This is a genomic window from Variovorax ginsengisoli, from assembly GCF_030486595.1.
GTDB lineage: Bacteria > Pseudomonadota > Gammaproteobacteria > Burkholderiales > Burkholderiaceae_C > Variovorax > Variovorax ginsengisoli_B.
The window spans coordinates 105,460-130,815 of the sequence record NZ_JAUJZH010000008.1 but is presented as its reverse complement, the minus strand read 5'-3'; the positions used below and the strand labels follow the sequence as shown (position 1 = coordinate 130,815).

Here is a 25,356-nt window from a genome sequence, read left to right as displayed (position 1 = left end):
GAGTTCCGTCATGGCCGCAACATGCGGGTTGCAAGCCTTGACAAAGCCTCTGATTTTAACCGGCGCGAGAGCCTTCCCTCGCCGCGGGCGGGCGAAAGGCCGCGCCGTTTTGCCGAATTCAGCGGCCGCGGCGTCGACCGCCACCACCGCCGCCGCCGCCGCCGCCGCCGCCGCCGCCGAAGTTTCCACCGCCGCCGCCACCGCCGCCGCCGGGTCCACCGCGACGCGGGCCCTGGCGCTGCTCCTTGCGCTGGCGCGAGAAGCTGTCGGTGCCGATGTAGCCGAGCGAGGTCTTCATCGGATCGGGCTGGTTCGCACCGCCGGGAGCGCGGTCGTCACCCGGGCGGCTGCGTCCCTGCGGACCGGGCCCGGGCCCCTGCCCTGGCGGCCGGTCGCCACGGTTGCCGCGGCGCCCCTGGGGCGGGCCCTTGCCGCCGCCGCGGTCCGGGCGCGCACCCGGGCCATGGGCCAGCGGATTCGGGATCGATTCGCGGGCGTCGCCCTGCGCGCCGCCGTTGCGGTTGCCGCGGCGCTTGCGGTTGCGGTTGCGCCCGCCGTTGTCCTGGCCCGGCCCCTGGCCCTTGGGCCCGTTGCCGTGCCGGGGGGCGCGTTCGCCGCCACCGCCGGCGGCCTGGAACAGGGCCTGGATGTCGCGCTCGTCGAGCTCCATCCAGGCGCCGCGCTTGAGCCCGCGCGGCAGCACCATCGCGCCGTAGCGGATGCGGATCAGCCGGCTGACGGCATGGCCGACCGATTCGAACAGGCGCCGCACCTCGCGGTTGCGGCCCTCGGAGATAGTGACGCGGTACCAGCAGTTGGAGCCTTCGCCGCCGCCCTCCTCGATGGTGCCGAACTGGGCCATGCCGTCGTCCAGCCGCACGCCTTCGAGCAGCCGCTTCTTCTCCTCGGCACTGAGCGCGCCGAGCACACGCACGGCGTATTCGCGCTCCAGGCCGAAGCGCGGATGCATGAGCTGGTTGGCCAGTTCGCCCGAACTGGTGAACAGCAGCAGGCCTTCGGTATTCAGGTCGAGGCGGCCGACCGACTGCCACTTGCCCTGCTGCAGGCGCGGCAGCTTGCGGAACACGGTCGGCCGATTCTGCGGGTCGTCGTGCGTGACGACCTCGCCGACCGGCTTGTGATAGGCGATGACGCGCGCCGGCGGCGGCGCGATCCGGTAGCGGATCGGCTTGCCGTTGATCTTGACCTGGTCGCCGTACTGGATGCGCTGGCCGATGTGGGCCGGCTCGTTGTTGACCGAAATGCGGCCCTGGAGGATGAGCTGCTCCATTTCGAGCCGCGAGCCCAGGCCGGCCTGCGCCAGCACCTTGTGGAGCTTGGGCGAATCGGCCTCGGGCAGCAGCACGCGCTTTAGCGGCGGCACCTCGGGGCTTTCCTCGTCGGCGTCGAACTGGCCGGAGATCACGTCGGCGAAGCGGATCGGCTCGGGCGGCGGGGCGTTGCGCTGCTCGCGCTCGGCGGCGCGGCGGGCGCGGTCGAGGTCGTCTTCTTCCTCGTCCGGCTCTTCCTCGTCTTCTTCCTCGTCTTCATCCGCCTCGTCGCGGGCGGCGGCGACAGTGACCGGCGCGGCCACCACCGGAGCGAGCGGCTGCGGCGGCGGCACGACCTCGGCCACGGCCGCGGCCGCGGCCACGGCCACGGCCACGGCCTCCGGCGCCGCGGCCAGGGTGGCCGGCGCGGCCGCTTCGGCGGCGCCCTCCTCCACGGCGGGAGCGTCGATCGGCTGGGCGACGGCCGCCTTGGGCTTGCGGGGGCGACGCTTGCGCGGCGCGGCCTCGCCTTCGGCTGCCGTTACGGGGGTCTCGACCGCGGGCACGTCGGAAGCGGCGTCGGCCGGCAGCGCGGCTGCATCATCAGGATCAATGGGGCTCATGGTCGGGTTCCGGAAGGGGCGGCGGTGGTGTCGGCCTCGTCGGGCGCCGCTTCGGCGTCGACGGGCGCGGGAATGGGGGGTTCGAAAGGCTCGAGGGCAGTCACGGCGGCAGCCTCGGCCTCGGCCTCGATCTCGACCTCGACCTCGACCTCGGCCAGGAGCAGCGTTTCGGCCGGCAGGTCCTCGATCGGCAGCGCGGGCTGGTCCTCGCCGGCCGCCTGGCCGAGCGCGTCGATCAGCGCGCCCTGTTGCGCCGGCGTCTCGATCAGCGGCAACTGGTCCAGCGAAGCCAGGCCCAGGTCGTCGAGGAACTGACGCGTCGTCGCGTAGAGCGCGGGCCGGCCGACGGTTTCGCGATGGCCGATCACCTCGACCCAGTTGCGGTCTTCGAGCTGCTTCAGGATCAGCGAGTTGATCGTGACGCCCCGGATGTCCTCCATGTCGCCCCGCGTGACCGGTTGCCGGTAGGCGATGATCGCCAGCGTCTCGAGGACCGCGCGGGTGTATCGCGGCGGCTTCTCGGGATGCAGCCGATCGAGGTGGTCGCGCAGTTCGGGCCGGCTCTGGAAGCGCCAGCCACTGCCCACGCTCACGAGCTCCAGGCCGCGCTGCGACCAGTCTTCCTGCAGTTCAAGCAACAGCGACTTGATCGTGTCGGCGCCCAGTTCGTCGTCGAACAGCACGCGCAGTTCGCGCACCGGCAACGGCTGGGTCGAACAGATCAAGGCGGTTTCGAGAATGCGCTTGGCATCCGCCGTATTCATGGTTCGCGTTATCCAGGAAAAGGCGTCTCGAGGACGCTAGTTCAGAAGGATGGAAGGAGGCGCTGCCGGCACGCGGCGAAAAGCAACGCAAAGCCGGCAATCAGGCGGCCGGCGCGGCCCTCGGGACCGTCAGGCGCGATTGTAATCCAGCCCCCACTCGGAGAAACCCTGAAGCAGGTCCGGTGGCGGCGGCGAGCGAAACTCCATCGGCTCGTGCGTGACCGGATGCGCGAATTCGAGCCTGAAGGCATGCAGCGCCTGCCGCGTCAGGCCGGCTGCGGGCGCACCGCCGTAGAGCGCGTCGCCGACCAGCGGATGCCCGATCGACGCCATGTGGACCCGGATCTGGTGGGTCCGGCCGGTTTCGAGCGTGCAGCGCACCGCGCAGCCCTGCTCGGTGCCGTCGAGCAGTTCGACCAGCGTGCGGGCCGTCTTGCCCGAATGGCGCTCGAGATCGACCACGGCCATGCGCAGCCGGTTGCGCGGATCGCGGCCGATCGGGGCGTCGACATGGCGCGTGCGAGCCCCCTGCCAGCTGCGGTGGGCGAGCGCCAGGTACTGGCGCTTGACCTCCCGTGCGGCGATCGACGCCACCAGGGCATCCATCGCCTGGCGGCTGCGCGCCACCACCATCAGGCCGCTGGTGTCGCGGTCGAGCCGGTGCACGATGCCGGCGCGCGGCAGCAGCGCCGCCCGGGGATCGAGCGCCAGCAGGCCGTTGAGCAGCGTGCCGCTCCAGTGGCCCGGCGCCGGATGGACCACCAGACCGACCGGCTTGTCGATGATGCGCAGGTGGTCGTCCTCGTACAGCACGGCCAGGGCCATGGGCTCGGCCTTGAAGGCCTGACTCTGCGGCGTAGGCCGCAGTTCGATCTGCCCGGCCTCCCCGGCATGGACGGTCGCCGAGGCCTTGGTCAGCACCCGCCCCTGGATCTCGACCATGCCGGCCTCGATCAGCTGCTGCAGGTAGCTGCGCGAGAACTCCGGCACCAGCGCCGCGAGCGCGCGATCGAGCCGCTGGCCATGCTCGGCGGGGCCGATCATGAAGGCGCGGACTTCGCTGGCGGCGGAGAGCTCCACGCCCTCGTCGTGGTCGGCCGCCTCAGGGGCGTCCGCCAGGGGGTCGGTCGATATAATCGAGGGCAACTGTTTCACGAAAGCCTTATCTGATGTTTCGCGCCAAATTATCGGTCGTCCCCGGCTGGCTGGCCTTGTGCGCCGCAGCGTGGCTGGTGGCCGGCTGCTCGACGACCGAAGCCGACAAGACCGCGAACTGGAGCCCCAACCGGATCTACTCCGAAGCCAAGGACGAATCGAACTCCGGCGCCTACGACAAGGCCGTTCCGCTGCTCGAGAAACTCGAAGGCCGCGCCGCCGGCACCCCGCTCGCGCAGCAGGCCCAGCTGGACAAGGCCTACGCCCAATGGAAGGCCGGCGACAAGGTGCCGGCGATCGCCACCCTCGACCGCTTCATGAAGCTCCACCCGGCCAGCCCGGCGATCGACTACGCGCTCTACCTCAAGGGCGTGATCAACTTCAACGACGACCTCGGGCTGTTCTCGTGGATGACCCGCCAGGACCTGTCCGAGCGCGACCAGAAGGCGGCCAAGGAATCCTTCGAGTCGTTCAAGGAACTGGTGACCCGCTTCCCCGAGTCGCGCTACACGCCCGACGCGCGGCTGCGCATGAATTACATCGTCAATTCGCTGGCGCAGTATGAAGTGCACGTGGCGCGCTACTACTACACCCGCGGCGCCTACCTGGCGGCGATCAACCGCGCCCAGCTGGCGCTGTCCGACTACCGCGAAGTGCCGGCACTCGAAGAGGCGCTGTACATCATGTACATGTCCTACGACAAGCTCGGCATGACCGACCTGCGCGACGACGCCCAGCGCGTTCTGACCAAGAACTACCCGCAGAGCGAATACCTCACGCGCGGCTTCCGGGCCAAGGACGATCCCTGGTGGAAGCTCTGGTAGGCCGCTGGCCGTTCATCTCCTGAGCGCGGCGATCTCGGCGTCGAGTTCGGCCTCGCCCTCGATCCTGCGCATCGGCGGCAGCGCGGCCAGCAGGCGCTTGCCGTAGCCCATCGCGACCAGCCGCGTGTCGCAGATCACCAGCACGCCCTGGTCGGATTCGCGCCGTATCAGGCGGCCGGCACCCTGCTTGAGCGAGACTGCGGCCTCCGGCAGCGAATACTCCCCGAAGGCGCTTCGCCCTTGTGATTCGAGCCGCTGCGAACGCGCCTCGACCAACGGGTCGTTGGGCGGCGGGAACGGCAGCTTGTCGATCACCACCAGCTGCAGCGCATCGCCCGGCGCATCGAAGCCCTCCCAGAACGAGGCCGACGCGACCAGCACGCAGCCCGCCCGGCCCTCGCTGGCGCCTTCGCGGAAGCGGTCCATCAGCACCCGCTTGGGCAGCTCGCCCTGCACCAGCACCTCGGGCCGCTGTCCGGCCTCGAGGCGCTCGAACTGCGCCTTCATCGCCTCGCCGATGGTGCGCAGCGCGCGCAGGGTGGTGGTCAGGACCAGCGTGCGTCCGCCCAGAGCCCCGGCGCCCCGTGCGGCCAGCAGTGCCACCTGCTGGCTGTGGGCCGGGTCATTCGGCTTTGGAAAGACACGCGGCACGAACAACGCGGCCTGCCGCGCGTAGTCGAAGGGGCTCTGGACCCGGAGCACCTCGGCGTCCTCGAGGCCGCAGGGTTCGGTGAACCAGCGCAGCTTGGGGTCGTCGCCCAGGGTCGCCGAGGTGAACACCCAGGCCCGCCCTTGCGCGTCGTCGTCGTCCTCCTCCGGCTCGGCACCACCGGTCTTGAGCACCCGCGACCGCACCGCCTCGGCGATGTCGAGCGGCGATTCGACCAGCCGCAGCTGCGTGCCCACATCCACCCAGCGCACCGATCCGAGCGCGCAGGCCTCGGCGAAGCGCTCGGCGCGCTGCGCGAGCTGCTGCGCCCGGTCTTGCAGCCGGACGAAATCGGGTGACAGCTCGCTGACCGTATCGAGGCCGCGCGCCGCGTCGGCGAAGGCCTGCTGCAAGGCGCCCAGCGCGTCCTCCCAGGCCGCCGCGGGAACGCCTTCCGGCGCCGGGCCGGCCCAGCGCAGCTTGGCGCCGGGCCATTGCTTGCCGACCGCCAGCCGCAGGTCGCGGGCGCCGCGCTCGACCGCCGCCACCAGCTGCTGCCAGTCAACCAGGCCGCGCGCCTGCTGCAGCCCGGCCGCCAGCATGTCGCGGGCGAAATCGAGCGCCTGCCCGGTGCCGAGCTGGACGCCGAGGAACTGCACGCCCGTCTCGTTGAGCTGGTGCGCCTCGTCGAACACCACCACCCGCACGCTCGGCAGCAGTTCGGCCATGCCCGATTCGCGCACCGCCAGGTCGGCAAAGAACAGATGGTGGTTGATGACCACCACGTCGGCCGCCATGGCCTCGCGCCGCGCCAGGTTGACATGGCAGGGCTTGAACTGCGGACACTGCGCGCCGAGGCAGTTGTCGCGCGTCGACGTGACCAGCGGAATCAGCGGCGAGCGCTCGTCGAGCCCCGGCAGCTCGGCCAGGTCACCGGTGCGGGTGGCCTTGGACCACTGCTCGATCTTGGCCAGCGTGCGCAGCGAGCCGCGCTCCGGCAGCGAGGCGTCGTGGCGCGCGAGGTCGAGCCGGTGCAGGCAGAGGTAGCTGGCCCGGCCCTTGAGCAGCGCGGTGCGCACCGGCAGGCCCAGTGCCGTGACCAGCCGCGGCAGGTCGCGGCCGAAGAGCTGGTCCTGCAGCGTCTTGGTGGCGGTCGACAGCAGCACCCGCTCGCCGCTCAGCAGCGCCGGCACCAGGTACGAAAACGTCTTGCCGACGCCGGTGCCGGCCTCGACCACCAGCACGCCGCCTTGTTCGATGGTGCGCGCCACCGCCAGCGCCATCTGGGTCTGGCCCTCGCGCTCCCGGAACTGGTCGGCGGCATGCGAGAGCACCCCGCCCTGCGCGAAGACCTCGCGCACTTCTTGTTCGAGCGGCATCAGGCTGGCTCTTGGGGGTCGAGCAGATCGACCAGCCGCGCGATCTGGTCGCGCAGAGCCAACCGCCTCTTCTTCAGGCGCCGCAGCAGCAGTTCGTCCTGCGGCACGACGTCGCCCAGCCGGTCGATCGTGGCATCGAGGTCGGCATGCTCGATCCGCAGTTCGATCAGCTGGCGGGAAAATGAGTGAAGATTGGAGTCCAAGGGCACGCAGTCAAAAAAGCGAAGCGGCGACGGTCCGGCCGGCGCCTGTGTTCGCTCGATAATACGTCTTCGTTCCGTCAGCATCCTCACAACAAGAACCGCGCCATCGGCGCAGCAGCGCCACATGACCCGAGGCTTTCGACTCGCCGCCGCCACCGGTCTCCACAAGGGAGACCGCCCCTACCAGCAAGACCAGGTCCTGGTCGTCACCCACCCCCGCGTGCCGGGCTGCGTGCTGGCGGTCGTCGCCGACGGCATGGGCGGGCGCAGCGGCGGACGCAAGGCCTCCGACCAGGTGCTGCTGACCGCGCGCCAGCTCTTCTCCCGCTACAAGCCCGGGCGCGACGAACCGGTCGGCATGCTGCGCCAGCTGCTCGAGGAAGCCCACACCGTGATCAAGCTCACGGCGGTGTCCAGCGAGCAGGAGCCGCACAGCACGCTGGCGGCCTTCCTCATGAACCCGGAGGGCGACTGCGCCTGGATCCACGCGGGCGACTCCCGCATCTACCACTTCCACGACGGCCGGCTGGTCAAGCGCACCAAGGACCACTCCTACGTGCAGGTGCTGGTGGACCGCGGCGAAATCGACGAGGACGAGGCCAGCGTGCATCCCCAGGGCAACATCCTGCTCGGCTGCCTCGGCATGAAGTCGACCCCGCCCCCGGTCGACGTCCACCTGATCCCGCGCCTGAAGGCCGGCGACGTGCTGATGGCCTGCAGCGACGGCCTATGGCACTACTTCAGCCCGATAGAGATGGGCGAACTGCTGGCCGAGAAGCCGCCGCGCGAGGCCGTCGAGCTGCTGGTCGCCGAAGCCCGCCGGCGCGCCCACGGCGGCGGCGACAACATCTCGATCGTCGTCGTGAAGCTCGAGGACCTGCCTAAGGACGAGTAGGCGTCGCGGCCGGGGTGGCCGCAGTCCCCGGATCGGGCAGGGGCGCCGAGCGCGGCTTGGTCCGGTCGGCGTTTCGCTTCTGGTTGTCCACCCGATGCTGGTCGGCCTGCCGCTGCTTGTCTTCGTAGGCCTGGCGTGCAGCCGGCGCTTCGGCGCGGCGGCGCGCCGCCTTCGCCTGCTCCTCGGCATGGGCACGCTGCTTGTCGTCGAACTGGCGCTGCTTCTCGGCCGCTTCGCTGGCTGCCTGGGTGCGGCCGGCCGCATGGTCGGCGGCGCGCTGCTCGCGATCCTGCTGCGACTTCAGCGACTCCTCGCGCTTCGCATCGGCCTCCCTGGCGCGCGCACTGCTGCCCTTTTCGTCGAGCTTGTCGAGTGCCGCCGCGCCGCGGCGCTTGCGCTCCAGGTCATTGATCTCCGCTTCCTGGCGCTTGACGTCGTCGGTGGCCACGCGGCGGCGCTGCCGGCTTTCCTGCAGGCAGCCCTCGACCGCGAACTTCTTGTAGCAGGCGGTGCGGTCGGCGTCGTAGCGGGCGCTGATCGCCTTGCGCTCCTCGGCCAGGCGGGCCCGCTCGGCGTCGAGGTCGGCGCCGGCCGCGGTCGCGCTCGACTGCGCCCAGAGCGGCAACGCTGCGACACCCAACAACAAGGCAAGGACGATGTTCTTCATGTGAGGCGGGTGTCGACGGTGCGCCGCTCCAGCGCCAGGAACTCGGTCGATTGCATCTCGTTGAGCCGCGACACGGTGCGAGGAAATTCATGGGCCAGGGGCCCTTCGGTATACAACGCCTCGGGCGGGACCTCGGCGGACATGATCAGTTTCACGCGCCGATCGTAGAACACGTCGACCAGCCATGTGAAACGACGTGCTTCAGAGGCCATACGCACCGGCATGTACGGCACGTCGGAGAGCAGCACGGTGTGGAACTGGGTCGCGATCTCGAGGTAGTCGTTCTGCGAGCGCGGACCGCCGCACAGCGTCTTGAAGTCGAACCAGACCACGCCCCCGGCCTTGCGCCGGGCATGGATCTCGCGCGACTCGATGTGCAGCACCGGGTTCTCGTCGGCGCTCTCGGCCAGCCGCTCGAAGGCCTTGCGCATCTCCTTGTCGGCCGCGGCGCCGTTGGGCGTCAGGTAGAGACGCACCTGCTCGAGCGTGCGGCGCCGGTAGTCGGTGCCGTTGTCGACGCTGATCACCTCCAGCCGCTGGTTGAGCAGCGCGATCGCCGGCAGGATCCGGTCGCGGTGCAGGCCGCCCGGGTAGAGGTCGTCCGGCTTGAAGTTGGAAGTGGTGACGAAGCCCACGCCGTTCTCGAACAACGCCGCCAGCAGCCGGTGCAGGATCATTGCATCGGTGATGTCGGCGACATGGAACTCGTCGAAGCAGATCAGCTTGTAGCGCTTGGAAATCCGCAGGCCCAGCTCGTCCAGCGGGTTGACCGTGCCCTGCAGCTCGGCCAGCTCGCGATGGACCTCGCGCATGAACTCATGGAAGTGCAGCCGCGTCTTGCGCCTGAGCGGGACCGCGTTGTAGAAGCAGTCCATCAGGAAGCTCTTGCCGCGCCCGACGCCGCCGTACATGTAGACCCCGCGCGGAATCTCCGGCCGGTTGATCAGCTTCTTGAAGGCGTTGGAACGCTGCGCCTTGTACTCGCCCCACTCGCGCGCGCAGCGGTCGAGGGCTTCCACGGCGCGCAGCTGCGCGGGGTCGCTTTGGTAACCCCGCGCAGCCAGCTCCGCGTCGTACGCCTGCCTGACAGTAGTCACGAACTCAGAAGTTCAGCGTGCGCTTGTCGACGGCAAGGGCCGCTTCCTTCGTCGCCTCGGACAGCGACGGATGGGCGTGGCAGATGCGCGCGATGTCTTCGGCGCTGGCCTTGAACTCCATCGCCACCACGGCTTCGGAGATCAGCTCGCTCACCATCGGTCCGACCATGTGGACGCCGAGGATCTCGTCGGTGGCCGCGTCGGCCAGGAACTTGACCATGCCGGTGGTGTCGCCCAATGCACGCGCCCGACCGTTCGCGAGGAACGGGAAGGTGCCGGCCTTGTAGGCCCGGCCGCTGGCCTTGAGCTGCTGCTCGGTCTGGCCGACCCAGGCGATTTCCGGGGAGGTATAGATCACCCAGGGAATCGTGTTGAAGTTGACGTGCCCGTGCTGGCCGGCCATGCGCTCGGCCACCGCCACGCCCTCTTCCTCGGCCTTGTGCGCGAGCATCGGGCCACGCACCACATCGCCGATGGCCCACACACCGGGCAGGTTGGTACGGCACTCTTCGTCGACCTCGATGGCGCCGCGCTCGTCGAGCTTCAGGCCCACTGCTTCGGCATTGAGGCCGATGGTGTTGGGCACGCGGCCGATCGAGACGATCAGCTTGTCGACCTCGAGCGACTGCGCGCCGCCCTTGGCGTCGGTGTAGGCGATCGAGACGCCCTTCTTGCCCGACTTGACCTCGCCGACCTTGACGCCGAGCTCGATCTTGAGGTTCTGCTTGGTGAAGGCCTTGAGCGCCTCCTTGGCGATCTGCTCGTCGACCGCGCCCAGGAAGGTCGGCAGCGCTTCGAGCACCGTGACCTCGGCACCGAGGCGGCGCCAGACCGAGCCCATTTCGAGGCCGATCACGCCGGAGCCGATCAGCGCCAGCTTCTTCGGCACGGCGCCGATGCGCAGCGCGCCGTCGTTCGAGAGGATGTTCTCCTCGTCGAACGGTGCGCCGGGCAAGGGACGCGCATTGGAGCCGGTCGCGACGATGACCTGCTTGGCGGTAATGCTCTCTTCGGCTGCGCCCTCGACCTTGATTTCGTAGCCGGCGTCGGAGGCCTTCACGAACGAGCCGCGGCCATGGAAGAACGCGACCTTGTTCTTCTTGAACAGGTAGACGATGCCGTCGTTGTTCTGCTTCACGACAGTGTCCTTGCGGGACAGCATCTTGGCGACATCGAGGCCCAGGCCCTCGACCTTGATGCCATGGTCGGCGAAGCTGTGGCCGGCGTGCTCGTAGTGCTCCGACGACTGCAGCAGCGCCTTCGAGGGAATGCAACCGATGTTGGTGCAGGTGCCGCCGAGGGCCGGACCGCCCTTGGCGTTCTTCCACTCGTCGATGCAGGCCACGTTGAAGCCGAGCTGTGCCGCGCGGATCGCAGCCACGTAGCCGCCGGGGCCGCCGCCGATGACGACGACGTCGAATTGCTTGTCAGACATCCGGTGCTCCTCAGATGTCGAACAGGAGGCGCGACGGATCTTCCAGCGCTTCCTTCATGGCGACCAGGCCCAGCACGGCTTCGCGGCCGTCGATGATGCGGTGGTCGTAGCTCATCGCGAGGTAGTTCATCGGGCGAACGACGACCTGGCCGTTCTCGACCACCGCGCGGTCCTTGGTCGCGTGCACGCCCAGGATGGCCGACTGCGGCGGGTTGATGATCGGGGTCGACAGCATCGAGCCGAAGGTGCCGCCGTTGGAGATCGAGAAGGTGCCGCCGGTCATCTCTTCGATGCCCAGCTTGCCGTCCTTGGCCTTCTGGCCGAACTCGGCGATCTTCTTCTCGATGTCGGCGAAGCTCATCTGGTCGGCGTTGCGCAGGATCGGCACCACCAGGCCGCGCGGCGAACCGACCGCGATGCCGATGTCGAAGTAGCCGTGGTAGACGATGTCGTTGCCGTCGACCGAGGCGTTGATCACCGGGTACTTCTTGAGCGCATGCACCGCGGCCTTCACGAAGAAGCTCATGAAGCCGATCTTGACGCCGTGCTCCTTGGTGAACGCATCCTGGAACTTCTTGCGCATCTCCATGACCGGGGCCATGTTGACTTCGTTGAAGGTGGTCAGGATGGCATTGCTCGACTGCGATTGCAGCAGGCGCTCGGCGATGCGCGCGCGCAGGCGGCTCATCGGCACGCGTTCTTCCGGACGGTCGCCGAGGTCGGGCGCGCGGGTCGGCGCAGCAACCTGCGGCAGCGCCGCCTTGGGCGCGCCGGTCGGCACGGGCACGGGTGCCGCCACCTTCGCGGTGGTGCCGGCCGCCACGGCGCCGAGCACGTCGCCCTTGGTGACGCGGCCATCGCGGCCGGTGCCGGCAACGTCACCGGTGCTCAGCTTGTTGTCCGCCAGCAGCTTGGCGGCCGCCGGCATCGCGACGTCGGACTTCGAGCCGCCGGTGGCAGCGGCTGCGGCCGCAGCCGGCGCGGGGGCCGCGGCCGGCGCGGCGGCCGGTGCGGCGGCGGCAGGCGCGGCGGCGCCGGCCTTGCCTTCGGTGTCGATCCGGGCGATCAACTGCTCGGCGGTGACGGTGGCACCGTCGCCCTGGACGATCTCGGCCAGCACGCCCGCCGCGGGGGCCGGCACTTCGAGCACGACCTTGTCGGTCTCGATCTCGATCAGGATTTCATCGATGGCGACGGCGTCGCCGGCTTTCTTCTTCCACTGGAGCATGGTGGCTTCGGCCACGGACTCGGACAACTGGGGAACCTTGACTTCTACGATGGACATTTCTATGTGCTCGCTTCGTGTTTCTTTGGAATTGGGTCGGAGCGCACTGGGCGCTCCTTTTTTTTTACTTGGTCAGCACGAAGCCTTTGAGCTTGCCGAACGCGCCGTCGACCAGCGCCTTCTGCTGTTCCTGGTGCAGGTGCGAATAACCGACCGCCGGCGATGCCGAGGCGGCACGGCCGGAGTAGCCGAGCTTCTGGCCTTCCTGCATGTTCTCGTGGATGTAGTGCTGCACGAAGAACCAGGCGCCCTGGTTCTGCGGCTCGTCCTGCGACCAGACCACGTCCACCAGGTTCGGGTACTTCTTCAGCTCGGTGGCGAAGGCCTTGTGCGGGAACGGATAGAGCTGCTCGACGCGGATGATCGCCACGTCGTCGGCGCCCTTCTCCTCGCGCTTCTTGGCCAGGTCGTAGTAGACCTTGCCCGAGCAGGCGATCACGCGCTTGACCTTCTCGGCCTTCAGGTCCTTGCTGTCCGGAATGACGGTCTGGAAGCCACCCTTCGTGAACTCGGACAGCGGCGAGGTCGCGTCCTTGTTCCGCAGCAGCGACTTCGGCGTCATGATGATCAACGGCTTGCGCAGGTTGCGCACCATCTGGCGGCGCAGCACGTGGAAGATCTGGCTCGCCGTGGTCGGCTGCACCACCTGCATGTTGGTGTCGGCCGCCAGCTGCATGAAGCGCTCGAGGCGCGCCGAGCTGTGCTCCGGACCCTGGCCTTCGTAGCCGTGCGGCAGCATCAGCGTGATGCCGTTGACGCGGCCCCACTTGACCTCGCCCGAGGCGATGAACTGGTCGATCACGACCTGCGCGCCGTTGACGAAGTCGCCGAACTGCGCTTCCCAGATCACCAGCGTGTTGGGATCGTTCGAGGCGTAGCCGTATTCGAAAGCCAGCACCGCTTCTTCGGACAGGATCGAGTCGATGACGACGAACGGGGCCTGGTTGTCGGCCACGTTCTGCAGCGGCACATAGGTGCCTTCGTCGAACTTCTCGCGATTCTGGTCGTGCAGCACCGCATGGCGGTGCGTGAAGGTGCCGCGGCCGCTGTCCTCGCCCGAGAGGCGGACCGGATAGCCGCTCGCCACCAGCGAGGCGAAGGCCATGTGCTCGCCCATGCCCCAGTCGACATTGGCGTCGCCGCGGCCCATCGCGGCGCGGTCGTCGAGCACCTTCTTGACCAGCGGATGCACCGTGAAGCCTTCGGGCGCCTTCGTGATGCGTTCGGCCAGACGCTTCCATTCGGCGGTCGGGATCGCGGTGTCGCCGGCGTCGGTCCACTTCTTGTTGAGGAAGGGGCTCCAGTCGACCGCGTACTTGCTCTTGAAGTTGGTCAGCACCGGGTCGGAGGTGTTCTTGCCGGCGTCGAAGGCGGCGCGCTGGGCCTTGACCATGTCGTCGCCGAGCGTGGCGCCGAGGCCCTGGGCCGCTAGCTTGTCGGCGTACAGCTTGCGCGTGCCGGGGTGCTGGGCGATCTTCTTGTACATCAGCGGCTGCGTCAGCGCCGGCGTGTCCTGCTCGTTGTGGCCGAGCTTGCGGAAGCAGATGATGTCGACCACCACGTCCTTCTGGAATTCCATGCGGAACTCGAGGGCGAGCTGGGTGGCCAGCACCACGGCTTCGGGGTCGTCGCCGTTCACGTGCAGCACCGGCGCCTCGATCATCTTGACGATGTCGGTGCAATACAGCGTCGAGCGGCTGTCGCGCGGGTCGCTGGTGGTGAAGCCGATCTGGTTGTTGATCACGATGTGGACCGTGCCGCCCGTGGAGTAGCCGCGGGTTTCGGCCAGCGCCAGCGTTTCCATCACGACGCCCTGGCCCGCGAAGGCGGCGTCGCCGTGCACGATCACCGGCAGCACCTGCTTGCCGAGCGGGTCGGCGCGGCGGTCCATGCGCGCGCGCACCGAGCCTTCGACCACCGGGTTCACGATCTCGAGGTGCGAGGGGTTGAAAGCCAGGCTCAGGTGGACCGGGCCGCCGCCCGTGGTCACGTCGGAACTGAAGCCCTGGTGGTACTTGACGTCGCCGCTGGGCAGGTCTTCGGGCGCCGTGTGGTCGAACTCTGCGAACAGGTCGGCCGGCAGCTTGCCGAGCGAATTGACGAGCACGTTGAGGCGGCCGCGGTGGGCCATGCCGATCACGATCTCCTGGACGCCCTTGATGCCGGCCTGGTTGATCAACTCGTCCATCGCGACGATGAAGCTCTCGCCGCCTTCGAGCGAGAAGCGCTTCTGGCCGACGTACTTGGTGTGCAGGAAGCGCTCGAGACCTTCGGCGGCGGTGAGCCGCTCGAGCACGCGCTTCTTCTGCTCGGCACCCAGCTGCGGGTTGGTGCGGGCGCTTTCGAGCTTCTGCTGCCACCAGCGCTTCTGGCCCTGGTCGGTCATGTACATGTACTCGGCGCCGATGGTGCCGCAGTAGGTCTCGCGCAGTGCGTTCAGCAGGTCGCGCAGCGACATCGTCTCCTTGCCGAAGAAGGTGTTGCTGGTGTTGAACACCGTTTCGAGGTCAGCGTCGGCGAAGCCGTAGAACGAAGGCTCGAGCTCGGGAATGGCCGGACGCTCGGTGCGCTTGAGCGGATCGAGGTCGGCCCAGCGGGCGCCGACGTTGCGGTAGGCGGCGATCAGCTGCTGGACCGCGGTGCGCTTGCGGCCCAGCTCGGAGTCGGCGCCGCTGGCCACCACCACCTTGGTGGTGCCCTGCTTGGCACGCTCGGCGAAGGCGTTGACCACCGGCAGGTGGGGCACGTCCTTGGCATTGCTGCCGTCGGTGGCGGGCACGTTCTGGAGCGCATCGAAATACGAGCGCCAGTTGTCGGGCACGCTGCCGGGATTGGAGAGGTAGTTTTCGTACATCTCTTCGACATAGGGCGCATTGCCGCCGAAGAGGTAGGTGTTGCCTTGGTAGGCGCTGTAGACGGAAGAACCCGTCGACGAGGAATCGCTCATATTCCGCTGACCTTCGCTTCCCTGAAGGAAGCACTAGCTGGTTAAGAAACCTTCCGCGACACGGCTGGACCGGTTGGCGGATGCGACTGTGGCTGGGGAAGGGCCTGAGTACTCTCGCATTGTGCCACGACGCGCATATGACGGTGCCGGGGGCACTGTTCAAGGCCATGGAGTGCCCGGACATCGGCATCGTCCTGCACGAAGACGCAGGATTTTCCGCCATGCCGGCGCCGAGCCGACGGCCACGATGGCCGCCTACCGAATGGAGAACACTGCCATGTCCGACGAAGCCCACGACCCCATCGACGTCACTCAGGCGGGCGAGATCCAATACTGGTGCGAACGGCTCGGCGTGAGCGAGCATGCGCTGCGCCAGGCGGTGGCGGACGTCGGCCCCCGGGTCGAGCAGGTCGCGGTGCATCTCGGCAAGCAATGACGGGTGCAGCCGGGGGCTCCCGCCCCTGTTCGAAGCCACCGTAAAGTGGCATCCTGCGCATCCTGGGTGCGCCGCACCGTCCTTGGAGGTCCGCATGGCAGCTCGTTCGATCGCTTCCCTGTCCCTGGGTTTCGGTCTGGTCTCCATTCCGGTCAAGCTGTATTCCGCGACCGAGAGCAGCAGCACGGTGAAGTTCAACCTCCTCACTCGCGACGGCTCCCGCGTCAAGCAACAGTACGTGTCCGAAAAAGACCCGGCCACCGTCGTTCCGCGGTCCGAGATGGTCAAGGGCTACGAATTCGAGAAGGATCGCTATGTGCTTTTCACGCCTGATGAACTCAAGGCGGTCGAGGAAAGCGCCAGCCATGCGATCGACATCGTGAGCTTCATTCCCGAGAAGGCGGTCGATCCGATCTACTACGACAAGGCCTACTACCTCGCCCCCGACAAGCGCGGCGGCAAATCCTATTCGCTGCTGCGCGCCGCCATGCAGGAAAGCGGCCGCTGCGCACTCGCGAAATGGGCCTGGAAGGGCAAGCAGTACGTGGTCCAGGTGCGCGCCGCCGAAGACGGCCTGGTGCTGCAGCAGCTGCTCTACGCCGACGAGGTCCGCTCGCTGAAGGAACTCGATATCGAGCAGGTCCAGCCCTCGGACGCGGAGGTGAAGCTCGCGCTCCAGCTGATCGACCAGATCGCCGAGGACAGCTACGACCCGACCCAGTTCGTCGACGAGGAAAAGCAGCGCATCCTGGCCGCCATCGATGCCAAGATCGCCGGCAAGCAGGTGGTCGCGGCCGAGGCGCGCGACGCCGACGCGGGCGGCCAGATCATCGACCTCACCGAAATGCTGCGTGCCAGCCTGGCCCGCGGCGGCACAGCCGGCCAGCGCGCCGCGCGGGCGCCCGCCGACAAGGTCACGCCGCTGGCCTCGAAGGAGCGCAAGGGCGTGAAGCGGGCCAGCGCCAAGGCGCCCGAGGCCGAGGCCCCGGCCCCGGCGCGCGCGCGATCGAGAAAGTGAAGCCGTCGCCGCCGCCGGCGCCCCATACCCTGCGCGGCATCCAGGAGATGCTGGGCCTGTCGCGCAGCGCGGTCGCCAGACTCATCGCCCATGGCTTCGTCAGCCCATCGCGCGGACCGCGCAACGAATACCGCTTCTCGTTTCGAGACGTCGTCCTGTTGCGCACCGCCCACAAGCTGCAACTGGCCGACATCCCGACGCGCAAGATCGTGCGCGCGCTGCAGCGGCTCAAGGGCACGCTGCCAGCCGAACTGCCGCTGAGCGGACTGCGGATCACCGCCGTCGGCAGCGAGGTCGCCGTGCACGAGCGGGGCAGCCGGTGGGCGGCCGAGTCGGGCCAGCTGCTGATGGATTTCGATGTCGCGGCGATGAGCGGCACCGTGGCCTTCGTCGAGCGCGGCCCGGCCGAGGCGCCGGCGCTGGTCCAGTCGTCGCCCGAGACGCTGTTCGCGCAAGCCGAGGCCCTGGAGGCGAGCGACCCGGCAGCGGCCGAGCGCGCCTACCGCCGCCTGCTCGAGGGCGCGCCGGCGTATGCCGACGCCTACCTGAATCTCGGCGCCCTGCTCTGCGAATCGGGCCGCCATGCGGAGGCCGTGGCGCTCTACGACGAGGCGCTCGCCCAGCGCCCCGAGGTCGCCCTGCTGCATTTCAACCGCGCGGTGGCGCTGGAAGACCTGGAGCGCTACCGCGAGGCCCTGATGGCCTACGACCGCTGCCTCACGCTCGACCCGGGCCTGGGCGACGCTCACTTCAATGCGGCGCGCCTGCACGACCACCTGGGAGACGAAAAGAAGGCGATCCGGCACTTCAGCGCCTATCGACGCCTCCAGGACAAATGAACGAGTTCGGCTTTTTTCACTCTGGCGGCAGAATCGGCACTCCATGAAAACGATTCTCGACACGAGCCCCGACCCTGCGGACGACGGGGCGACGCGGCTCACCGCTGTGACGGCCGACGCCGACCTGCGCGCCAGCGGCCTGATCGAGGTCTCGATCGGCAGCCTGTTGCGTGTGGTGCGCGAGCAGCTCAAGCTGGAGGTGGTCTTCATCGGCGAGTTCGTCGACGGCTCCCGGGTGTTCCGCCACATCGCCTCGCGCACCGAAGACGCCGTCATCAAGCAGGGCGAGGGCCATCCCCTCGACGAAACCATCTGCCAGCGCATCGTCGACGGCCGCATGCCGTGCCTGACGCCGGACGTCGCAAGTGTCCGTTCGGACTACGGACTTCCCCTCTACTACGAAGCGCTGGGCGCCCATATCGGTGTGCCGGTGCGCCTGTCGGACGGCACGCTGTACGGCATGTTGTGCGGCTTCAGTTTCGCGGCCTGCCCCCATCTGGACCAGCGCGACGTCCGGCGCCTGGAGATGGCCGCCCACGCCACGGCGCGGCTGATCGCGCAAGCCGAAGGGCGCGACTTCGAGCCGCTCGCCTTTGCCCACTGAGGCCCGGTCGCGAGCCATCCCCATCCCCCATATGGCGGATTCACTTCCGCGCGCGCCTCGTCCAGACTGGGGCCAGTGACTCCCCATCGCTCCGCCGCCATCGTTTCGGTACGCCGCAAGTCGGCACTGCTGGCGGCCATCTCCCTGCTGCTGGCCGCCGCCGCGCTGCAAGGCTACGCGGCGGGCTACCCGCTCGGCATGGCGCTGCTGGCGGCCGCCACCGTGCAGGCCGGCATCTGCCTGACCATGTTCAGCAGCCGGCTGCTGAAGACCGTGCTGGCGGCCAATTTCTTGCTGTTCCTCTGGCACGCCCTGGTCATCAGCCATTTCCTGACCCCTGACGGCGGGCCGGCCGTGTTCCAGCTCGGCGACTTCGCCTCGGCCGTGCTCGGCAGCGCCTCGTTGGTGTTCACGCCGGTGGAGACCATGGCCCTGATCGTCCGCGACGCCTATCTGAAGCGGCTCCGGCGGCCCCGTCGCGGCGCCCCGCCCTGAAGCGCCCCGCGTCTCGAGGGTCCGGCCGTCAGCGAATCAGGGCCTGCAGTTCCCTGAACCGCGGATGCTCGGCCGTGCGCAGCCATTCGAAGCCGACCATCTCGGTGGTCACGAGTTCGGCACCCGCGCCGGCCAGCCGGTCGAAGGCGGCGTCGCGGTTGCGCTCGGTGCGCGAACTGCACGCATCGGTCACGACCCAGACCTCGAACTCGTCCTCGAGCAGGTCGAGCGCCGTCTGCAGCAGGCAGACGTGGGCCTCGCAGCCGGCGATCACGATGGTGTTGCGCTCCTCGGCCGCGGCGGGCTTCTGCAAGTGCTTGGGAAGGCTGCGGGCGTTGCCTTGCGGCGCTTTCACGGGCACGCGCAGCCATTCGCCCAGGCCCTCCTCGGCGCCGCTGAAGTGCATCTTGGCCAGCGTGCGCTGGCACAGCGCGCGGATCTCAGGCAGGTTCTCGCCGAGCTTGGACGGATTCTGCTCGGTGCCCCAGATCGGGACCTCCACCAGCCGGGCCATTTCTCCCAGCCGGACCGCGTTCTTCGCGACGGCCTCGGCCTCGAAAATGGCCGGCATCAGGCGCGTCTGGTAGTCGACCAGGACCAGTTGGGATTGGGAGGCATCGAGCAGCATGGGAGTCTTTCGCGAAATACGGTGTGATCCCGGACCGTACCACCGTTGCGCGGGGACTTGCGGCCCGCGCGTGCTGCGGCGGCGGAACGTGCTTCAGTCGGGCCGCAGCCGGATCAGCTTGCCGTTCGACTCGTCGGTCAGGATATAGAGCAGGCCGTCCGGCCCCTGCTTGACGTCGCGGATGCGCGCCTTGCCGTCTTCGAGCAGCTTCTGCTCGGACGCGACCTTGCCGTCCTTGAGGACGATCCGGTCCAGGTAGCCGAACTTGAGTGAGCCCACGAAGAGGTTGCCCTTCCAGGTCGCGCCGTAGCGGTCGCTGGTCAGGAAGGCCATGCCCGACGGGGCGATCGAGGGCACCCAGTAGTGCAGCGGCTGCTCCATGCCCTCCTTCTGCGTGATGCCGTCGCCGATCTTGCCGCCGCCGTAGTTCTCGCCGTAGGTGATCACCGGCCAGCCGTAGTTGCGGCCGGCCTGCGGGACGTTGATCTCGTCGCCGCCCTGCGGTCCATGCTCGTGCATCCACAGCTTGCCATCGGGCCCCAGCGTCGCGCCCTGGCCATTGCGGTGGCCATAACTCCAGATCTCGGGCAGCGCGCCGGCCTGGCCGACGAAGGGATTGTCCCTGGGCACCGAACCATCCTTGCCGATACGCACGATCTTGCCCAGGTGGTTGTCGAGTTTCTGCGCGTCTTCCTTGCGGCTGAAACGCTCGCCCAGGGTCAGGAACAGCGTTCCGTCCGCGGCCTCGACGATGCGGCAGCCGAAATGGTTGCGGCTGACCACCTTGGGCCGCTGGCTGAATATCACCCTGACATCCTCGAGGCGGCTGGCGTCGGCGGACAGCCGGGCGCGCGCCAGCGCGGTGCCGTTGGCCGGGCCGCCCGCCTCGGGTTCGGAAAAGCAGAAGTACAGCGTGCGGTTCCGGTCGAAGGCGGAATCGGCCAGCACGTCGAGCAGCCCCCCCTGCCCGCCCGCCGCGATCGGTGGCAGCCCGGCCAGCGGTGCGCCGAGTTGGCCGTCTGCCGCCACCACCCGCAGCCGCCCGGGCCGCTCGGTGACCAGAAAGCGCCCGTCCGGAAGAAAGGCGACGCCCCAGGGGTTCTCGAGCCCGGCCGCGACGATCTCCGGTCGCGGTGCCGCCTGCGCCACGCCGAGGGTCGCCAGGGACGCGAAAAGGAAACGGGCGAGCCCTTGGCGAACCCGCGAAAGCAGCAACGATTTCATGTTTTCCTTGGCGTCGGCGGATTTCCGGGCCGGTGCCATTTCAACCCGAATTGCAAATCTTTTGCATTACATCCAGCAAAGAACTTATGGCCCATAACGTTGACTTTTACATTTGGGTATGTGAGAAATGGAAAAAATCCTTTCTCCGACAACTGTTTACGTGCAGAATCCCGAATCCGCATGAAATTGACACCCCAAGGTGTCGTCCATATCCTACGCGCCATGCGACTTTTTCTCCTCACCGCCAGCTTGCTGCTCGCCCTCCACGCACACGCCGCGCCGCAGCTGGATCCGACCACCGACCCGCAGACGGGCACCCCGGTCGCCGAGAAGACCCTGCTGGGCCAATTCCACCAGGTTCGCCAGACGGTCGCCGATCGCACCTCCGACCTCGTGGTGACCGCCATCGGCTTCCTGGGCGTCCCCTACCGCCGCGGCGGCAACACGGCCGAGACCGGTTTCGACTGCAGCGGCTTCGTCCGCGCCATGTACACCCAGACGGTCGGCCACCTGCTGCCGCGCCGCGCCGAAGAACAGGCCGCCGCCACCCAGAAGATCGACCGCAGCGAGCTCAAGCCCGGCGACCTGGTGTTCTTCAACACCATGCGCCGCGCCTTCAGCCACGTCGGGATCTATGTCGGCGAGGGCAAGTTCATCCATTCCCCCAAGCCCGGCGCGCAAGTGCGGGTCGAAGACATGAGCGGCAGCTACTGGCAGCGCCGTTTCAGCGGCGCCCGCCGGGTCGCCGCGGCGCAGGACGAGGTCAAGGCCTCGGGCGACTGATACCGCCCTGATCCGGACGAAAAAAATCCCGCGCCAGGCGGGATTTTTTCATGGGGCGGCAAGCCGCCGCTCAGCGCTTCACCGGCGGCAGGTCGGTGCAGTGGCCATGCACCGCCTCCGCCGCCAGCCCGATGCTCTCGCCCAGCGTCGGATGCGGATGGATGGTCTTGCCGATGTCGTAGGCGTCCGCGCCCATCTCGATCGCCAGCGCGATTTCGCCGATCATGTCGCCAGCGTGGGTGCCGACGATGCCGCCGCCGACGATGCGGTGCGACTCGGCATCGAACAGCAGCTTGGTGAAGCCCTCGTCGCGGCCGTTGGCGATCGCCCGGCCCGAGGCGGTCCAGGGGAACAGGCCCTTCTCGATCTTCACGCCTTCGGCCTTGGCCTGGTCTTCGGTCAGGCCGACCCAGGCCACTTCGGGGTCGGTGTAGGCCACGCTCGGGATCACGCGGGCATTGAAAGCCGCGCTCGCCAGTTCCTTGTCGCCCTTCTGCTCGCCGGCGATCACCTCGGCCGCCACGTGCGCCTCGTGCACCGCCTTGTGCTCCAGCATTGGCTGGCCGACGATGTCGCCGACCGCGAAGATATGGGGCACGTTGGTCCGCATCTGGATGTCGACCGGGATGAAGCCGCGGTCGCTGACCGCGACACCGGCCTTCTCGGCGCCGATCTTCTTGCCGTTGGGGCTGCGGCCCACGGCCTGCAGCACCAGGTCGTACAACTGCGGCTCCTTCGGCGCCTGCTCGCCCTCGAACGTCACGCGGATGCCATCCTTGGTGGCTTCGGCGCCCACGGTCTTGGTCTTCAGCATGATGTTGTCGAAGCGCGGCGCGTTGAGCTTCTGCCAGACCTTGACCAAATCGCGGTCGGCGCCCTGCATCAGCCCGTCGAGCATCTCGACCACGTCGAGCCGCGCGCCCAGGGTCGAATAGACCGAGCCCATCTCGAGCCCGATGATGCCGCCGCCGAGGATCAGCATGCGCTTCGGTTCGATGCCGAGTTCGAGCGCGCCGGTGGAGTCGACCACGCGCGGGTCCTTCGGCATGAAGGGCAGGTGCACGGCCTGCGAACCGGCCGCGATCACGCAATGCCGGAACTTGACCGTCTGCGCCTTGCCGGTGGTGGCCTGGCCGTCGCCGCTGGTTTCCTGCACCTTCACGTGGAAGGGATCGATGAACTCGCCGATGCCGCGCACCGTCGTGACCTTGCGCATCTTGGCCATCGCCGCCAGGCCGCCGGTGAGCTTGCCCACCACCTTGTTCTTGCGCCCGAGCAGCTTGGCGCGGTCGATCTTCGGTTCGCCGTAGCTGACGCCGAGGTCGGCGAAGTGCTTGACCTCGTCGATCACCGCGGCGACGTGCAGCAGCGCCTTCGACGGGATGCAGCCGACATTGAGGCAGACGCCGCCGAGCGTCGCGTAGCGCTCGACCAGGATCACCTTGAGGCCGAGATCGGCGGCGCGGAAGGCGGCCGAATAGCCGCCCGGGCCGGCGCCGAGCACCAGCAGATCGCAGTCGTGGTCGACCGAACCGGTGTAGCTCGATGCGGCGGCAGGCGCGGGGGCCGCCGCAGCCGGGGCCGGCTTCGGTGCCGACGCCGGGCTTGCGGCAGGGGCTGCTGCCGCCGGTGCCGGTGCCGGCGCCGCGGCGGCGCCTTCGGCCGCCTCGAGCGTCAGCACCACAGAGCCCTCCTTGACCTTGTCGCCGACCTTCACGGCCACCGACTTGACCACGCCGGCCGCGGACGACGGGATCTCCATCGAGGCCTTGTCCGACTCCACCGTGATCAGCGACTGCTCGGCCTTCACCGTGTCGCCGGCCTTCACCAGCACCTCGATCACCGCGACTTCATCGAAATCGCCGATGTCCGGCACCTTGACTTGTACTTCGCTCATTTGGACACCTTCAGTTTGAGTGTGAGAACGTCGACCGGACCGGCCGAATTGCGATCGAATTCGCAGGCCGCCGCAACGCCGGCCTCGGCGACATCGCGCGCCGAACGCGCCTTGTCGTAGACCGCGTGCATGGCGCCGAGTGCGAAGCTGCGTCCCGAGCCGATGCTCCAGAACTGCTTGAACTCGAACACCTCGCGGTAGCTGTAGATGCCGTAGATGCCGCTGGCATTGGCCAGCAGCATCGTGAACTGGCTCGACTCGTAGGGCTCGTGCTCGTCTTCCTTGGCCTGCAGGAAGAACGAGTCCTTGAGCACCGGATGCAGCAGCGTGAAGGTGCGAAAGATCTCGTCCTTGCTGCCGAAGCGCAGCGCCTCGGGGGGCTGCGCCGCCAGCGCATGCTGGAGCACAAGAAAGTGCGCCGCCGCGCCGGCCACCGCGAAGATGCTCTGCCCGCCCGCATCGTTCACCATGAACAGCTTCTGGTTGGCTTCGGCGCGGTGCGACAGGCGCGTGTCGCCGAAGGTCACGAGCGAATCCGCCGCCATCACGACCTGGCCGCCCTTGCGGACGGCCACCACCGTGGTCATAGGAGAACGCGTCTGAAGTCCGCGAGCACCTGGCCCAGGTAGGCGTTGAATCGCGCCGCCGCAGCACCGTCGATGACGCGGTGGTCATAGGACAGCGACAGCGGCAGCGTCAGGCGCGGCACGAACTGCTTGCCGTCCCACACCGGCTTCATCTGGCCCTTCGACAGGCCCAGGATCGCGACCTCGGGCGCGTTGATGATCGGCGTGAAGTGCGTGCCGCCGATGCCGCCCAGCGAGCTGATCGAGATGCAGCCGCCCTGCATGTCGGCGGAACCGAGCTTGCCGTCCCGCGCCTTCTTGGCCAGATCGCCCATTTCCTGGCTGATCTGCAGCACGCCCTTCTTGTCGGCGTCCTTGAGCACCGGCACCACCAGCCCGTTCGGCGTGTCCGCCGCGAAGCCGATGTTGTAGTACTGCTTGTAGACCAACTGGTCGCCGTCCAGGCTGGTGTTGAAGTCGGGGAACTTCTTCAGCGCCGAGACCATGGCCTTGATCACGAAGGCCAGCATCGTCACCTTGACGCCCGACTTCTCGTTCTCCTTGTTGGTCGCGACCCGGAAGGCCTCAAGCTCGGTGATGTCGGCCTCGTCGTTGTTGGTGACGTGCGGGATCATCACCCAGTTGCGGTGCAGGTTGGCGCCGCTGAGCTTCTTGATGCGCGACAGGTCCTTGCGCTCGACCGTGCCGAACTTGGTGAAGTCGACCTTCGGCCACGGGATCAGGCCGAGCGCCTCGCCGCCGCCGCCCGCGGGCGCCTTGGCGCCGGCGGCCTTGGTGCTGGCCGCGCCGCTCATCACCGAGCGCGTGAAGCTCTGCACGTCTTCCTGGGTGATGCGGCCCTTCGGCCCGCTGCCCTTGACTTCCTCGAGCGGCACGCCGAGTTCGCGCGCGAACTTGCGCACCGAGGGCGAGGCGTGCGGCATCTTGCCGCTGGGCGCAACCGTCGGGTCGTGCGCCGGCGGGGCGGCGGCCGGTGCGGACGCCGCAGGGACCGGTGCCGACGCGCTGGCCGGTGCCGCTGCCGCAGCGGCCTGTGCCGATGCCGGTGCCGCAGCCGCGGGCGCCGCGGCGCCCGCGGTGCCTTCGATCACCGCGATCAGGTCGCCGATGTTGACCGTGTCGCCGACCTTGACCTTGAGTTCCTTGAGCACGCCCGCCGCCGACGACGGGATCTCCATCGAGGCCTTGTCGGACTCGACCGTGATCAGCGATTGCTCGGCCTTGATCGTGTCGCCGGGCTTGACCAGCACCTCGATCACCGCGACATCCTTGAAGTCGCCGATGTCGGGCACCTTGATGTCGATCGGGCCGGCCGCCGCTGCCGGCGCAGGGGCAGCGGCCGCAGGTGCCGGTGCTGCTGCCGCGGGCGCCGAGGCCGCAGGCGCAGCCGCGCCCTCGCCTTCGAGCACCAGCACCACCGAGCCTTCCTTGACCTTGCTGCCGACCTCCACCTTGAGTTCCTTGACCACGCCGGCCTGGCTCGACGGAATCTCCATCGAGGCCTTGTCCGACTCCACGGTGATGAGCGACTGCTCGGCCTTCACCGTGTCGCCGACCTTCACCAGCACTTCGATCACCGCGACCTCGTCGAAGTCGCCGATGTCCGGCACCTTGATTTCCACTGTTGCCATATCGTGTCTCCCGCCCTACG

Annotated in this window: 23 protein-coding genes; 8 read left to right on the top strand and 15 right to left on the bottom strand. The window is 68.3% G+C overall.

Annotated features, from left to right (window positions below):
- Positions 1 to 118: 118 nt before the first annotated feature.
- The 3 genes from QZH52_RS13320 to QZH52_RS13310 all read right to left on the bottom strand — a co-directional run bounded on the left by QZH52_RS13320 (position 119) and on the right by QZH52_RS13310 (position 3,813).
- Positions 119 to 1,894 carry a pseudouridine synthase gene (locus QZH52_RS13320; protein ID WP_301809558.1) on the bottom strand — a complete coding sequence of 592 codons (1,776 nt, stop codon included), beginning with the start codon at positions 1,892 to 1,894 and terminating at the stop codon, positions 119 to 121.
- Positions 1,891 to 2,658 carry an SMC-Scp complex subunit ScpB gene (gene scpB / locus QZH52_RS13315; RefSeq protein ID WP_301809556.1) on the bottom strand — a complete coding sequence of 256 codons (768 nt, stop codon included), beginning with the start codon at positions 2,656 to 2,658 and terminating at the stop codon, positions 1,891 to 1,893. Before scpB ends, QZH52_RS13320 begins: the two co-directional genes overlap by 4 nt.
- Before the next feature lie 129 nt (positions 2,659 to 2,787).
- Positions 2,788 to 3,813, bottom strand: a complete 1,026-nt coding sequence (locus QZH52_RS13310; protein ID WP_436411579.1) for an RluA family pseudouridine synthase — start codon at positions 3,811 to 3,813, stop codon at positions 2,788 to 2,790.
- 14 nt (positions 3,814 to 3,827) lie between these two features.
- On the opposite strand from QZH52_RS13310, the gene QZH52_RS13305 reads away from it, so the two are divergent.
- Positions 3,828 to 4,637: an outer membrane protein assembly factor BamD gene (locus QZH52_RS13305; RefSeq protein WP_286533006.1), complete on the top strand. Its 810-nt coding sequence runs from the start codon at positions 3,828 to 3,830 to the stop codon at positions 4,635 to 4,637.
- A 12-nt stretch (positions 4,638 to 4,649) separates the two neighbouring features.
- On the opposite strand, the gene yoaA is transcribed toward QZH52_RS13305, so the two are convergent.
- On the bottom strand, positions 4,650 to 6,665 hold the full coding sequence (gene yoaA / locus QZH52_RS13300; protein ID WP_301809551.1) for a DNA repair helicase YoaA: 2,016 nt from the start codon (positions 6,663 to 6,665) through the stop codon (positions 4,650 to 4,652).
- Positions 6,665 to 6,868 carry a DUF465 domain-containing protein gene (locus QZH52_RS13295; RefSeq protein WP_286368180.1) on the bottom strand — a complete coding sequence of 68 codons (204 nt, stop codon included), beginning with the start codon at positions 6,866 to 6,868 and terminating at the stop codon, positions 6,665 to 6,667. The genes yoaA and QZH52_RS13295 overlap by 1 nt, the downstream gene beginning before the upstream one ends.
- A gap of 124 nt (positions 6,869 to 6,992) precedes the next feature.
- Between QZH52_RS13295 and QZH52_RS13290 the strand changes: the two genes are divergently transcribed.
- Positions 6,993 to 7,763: a PP2C family protein-serine/threonine phosphatase gene (locus QZH52_RS13290; protein WP_301809548.1), complete on the top strand. Its 771-nt coding sequence runs from the start codon at positions 6,993 to 6,995 to the stop codon at positions 7,761 to 7,763.
- On the opposite strand, the gene QZH52_RS13285 is transcribed toward QZH52_RS13290, so the two are convergent.
- The 5 genes from QZH52_RS13285 to QZH52_RS13265 all read right to left on the bottom strand — a co-directional run bounded on the left by QZH52_RS13285 (position 7,750) and on the right by QZH52_RS13265 (position 15,194).
- On the bottom strand, positions 7,750 to 8,430 hold the full coding sequence (locus QZH52_RS13285) for a hypothetical protein (protein ID WP_301809544.1): 681 nt from the start codon (positions 8,428 to 8,430) through the stop codon (positions 7,750 to 7,752). The genes QZH52_RS13290 and QZH52_RS13285 overlap by 14 nt on opposite strands.
- Positions 8,427 to 9,527: a cell division protein ZapE gene (gene zapE / locus QZH52_RS13280; protein WP_301809541.1), complete on the bottom strand. Its 1,101-nt coding sequence runs from the start codon at positions 9,525 to 9,527 to the stop codon at positions 8,427 to 8,429. The genes QZH52_RS13285 and zapE overlap by 4 nt, the downstream gene beginning before the upstream one ends.
- Positions 9,528 to 9,531: 4 nt before the next feature.
- Positions 9,532 to 10,962 (bottom strand): dihydrolipoyl dehydrogenase, encoded by a 1,431-nt coding sequence (gene lpdA, locus QZH52_RS13275; protein WP_286533000.1) that lies wholly within the window; start codon positions 10,960 to 10,962, stop codon positions 9,532 to 9,534.
- 10 nt (positions 10,963 to 10,972) lie between these two features.
- Positions 10,973 to 12,247: a 2-oxoglutarate dehydrogenase complex dihydrolipoyllysine-residue succinyltransferase gene (odhB, locus tag QZH52_RS13270; protein WP_286524128.1), complete on the bottom strand. Its 1,275-nt coding sequence runs from the start codon at positions 12,245 to 12,247 to the stop codon at positions 10,973 to 10,975.
- Between the two features lie 64 nt (positions 12,248 to 12,311).
- A complete protein-coding gene (locus QZH52_RS13265; RefSeq protein ID WP_286532999.1) occupies positions 12,312 to 15,194 on the bottom strand; it encodes a 2-oxoglutarate dehydrogenase E1 component in 2,883 nt (960 codons plus the stop codon).
- 277 nt (positions 15,195 to 15,471) lie between these two features.
- On the opposite strand from QZH52_RS13265, the gene QZH52_RS13260 reads away from it, so the two are divergent.
- From QZH52_RS13260 to QZH52_RS13240, 5 genes are all read left to right on the top strand, one after another.
- Positions 15,472 to 15,630, top strand: coding sequence for a DUF3606 domain-containing protein (locus QZH52_RS13260; protein WP_286532998.1), 159 nt, complete (start codon positions 15,472 to 15,474; stop codon positions 15,628 to 15,630).
- 94 nt (positions 15,631 to 15,724) lie between these two features.
- Entirely contained in the window at positions 15,725 to 16,648 is a 924-nt protein-coding gene (ku, locus tag QZH52_RS13255; protein ID WP_286532997.1) for a non-homologous end joining protein Ku, read from the top strand.
- Positions 16,645 to 17,487 (top strand): tetratricopeptide repeat protein, encoded by an 843-nt coding sequence (locus QZH52_RS13250; RefSeq protein WP_286532996.1) that lies wholly within the window; start codon positions 16,645 to 16,647, stop codon positions 17,485 to 17,487. The genes ku and QZH52_RS13250 overlap by 4 nt, the downstream gene beginning before the upstream one ends.
- 43 nt (positions 17,488 to 17,530) lie before the next feature.
- Positions 17,531 to 18,091 (top strand): GAF domain-containing protein, encoded by a 561-nt coding sequence (locus QZH52_RS13245; protein ID WP_301809532.1) that lies wholly within the window; start codon positions 17,531 to 17,533, stop codon positions 18,089 to 18,091.
- 75 nt (positions 18,092 to 18,166) lie between these two features.
- A complete protein-coding gene (locus QZH52_RS13240; protein ID WP_286524136.1) occupies positions 18,167 to 18,586 on the top strand; it encodes a hypothetical protein in 420 nt (139 codons plus the stop codon).
- A 28-nt stretch (positions 18,587 to 18,614) separates the two neighbouring features.
- Here QZH52_RS13240 and QZH52_RS13235 read toward each other — a convergent pair whose 3' ends face one another.
- Together QZH52_RS13235 and QZH52_RS13230 are read right to left on the bottom strand one after the other, a co-directional pair.
- Positions 18,615 to 19,214 carry an isochorismatase family protein gene (locus tag QZH52_RS13235; protein ID WP_301809530.1) on the bottom strand — a complete coding sequence of 200 codons (600 nt, stop codon included), beginning with the start codon at positions 19,212 to 19,214 and terminating at the stop codon, positions 18,615 to 18,617.
- A 93-nt stretch (positions 19,215 to 19,307) separates the two neighbouring features.
- Entirely contained in the window at positions 19,308 to 20,438 is a 1,131-nt protein-coding gene (locus QZH52_RS13230; RefSeq protein WP_301809529.1) for a PQQ-dependent sugar dehydrogenase, read from the bottom strand.
- A 222-nt stretch (positions 20,439 to 20,660) separates the two neighbouring features.
- Here QZH52_RS13230 and QZH52_RS13225 point away from each other — a divergent pair, with 222 nt between their 5' ends.
- Complete coding sequence (locus QZH52_RS13225) at positions 20,661 to 21,221, top strand: C40 family peptidase (protein ID WP_286532991.1); 561 nt, start codon at positions 20,661 to 20,663, stop codon at positions 21,219 to 21,221.
- A gap of 70 nt (positions 21,222 to 21,291) precedes the next feature.
- Here QZH52_RS13225 and lpdA (QZH52_RS13220) read toward each other — a convergent pair whose 3' ends face one another.
- Genes lpdA (QZH52_RS13220) through aceF form a run of 3 tightly spaced genes read right to left on the bottom strand, consistent with a single transcriptional unit; the run spans position 21,292 to position 25,336 of the window.
- Positions 21,292 to 23,118: a dihydrolipoyl dehydrogenase gene (lpdA, locus tag QZH52_RS13220; RefSeq protein WP_301809527.1), complete on the bottom strand. Its 1,827-nt coding sequence runs from the start codon at positions 23,116 to 23,118 to the stop codon at positions 21,292 to 21,294.
- Entirely contained in the window at positions 23,115 to 23,705 is a 591-nt protein-coding gene (locus QZH52_RS13215; protein ID WP_286532989.1) for an Ntn hydrolase family protein, read from the bottom strand. The genes lpdA (QZH52_RS13220) and QZH52_RS13215 overlap by 4 nt, the downstream gene beginning before the upstream one ends.
- Positions 23,702 to 25,336, bottom strand: coding sequence for a dihydrolipoyllysine-residue acetyltransferase (aceF, locus tag QZH52_RS13210; RefSeq protein WP_301809525.1), 1,635 nt, complete (start codon positions 25,334 to 25,336; stop codon positions 23,702 to 23,704). Before aceF ends, QZH52_RS13215 begins: the two co-directional genes overlap by 4 nt.
- Positions 25,337 to 25,356: the final 20 nt, after the last annotated feature.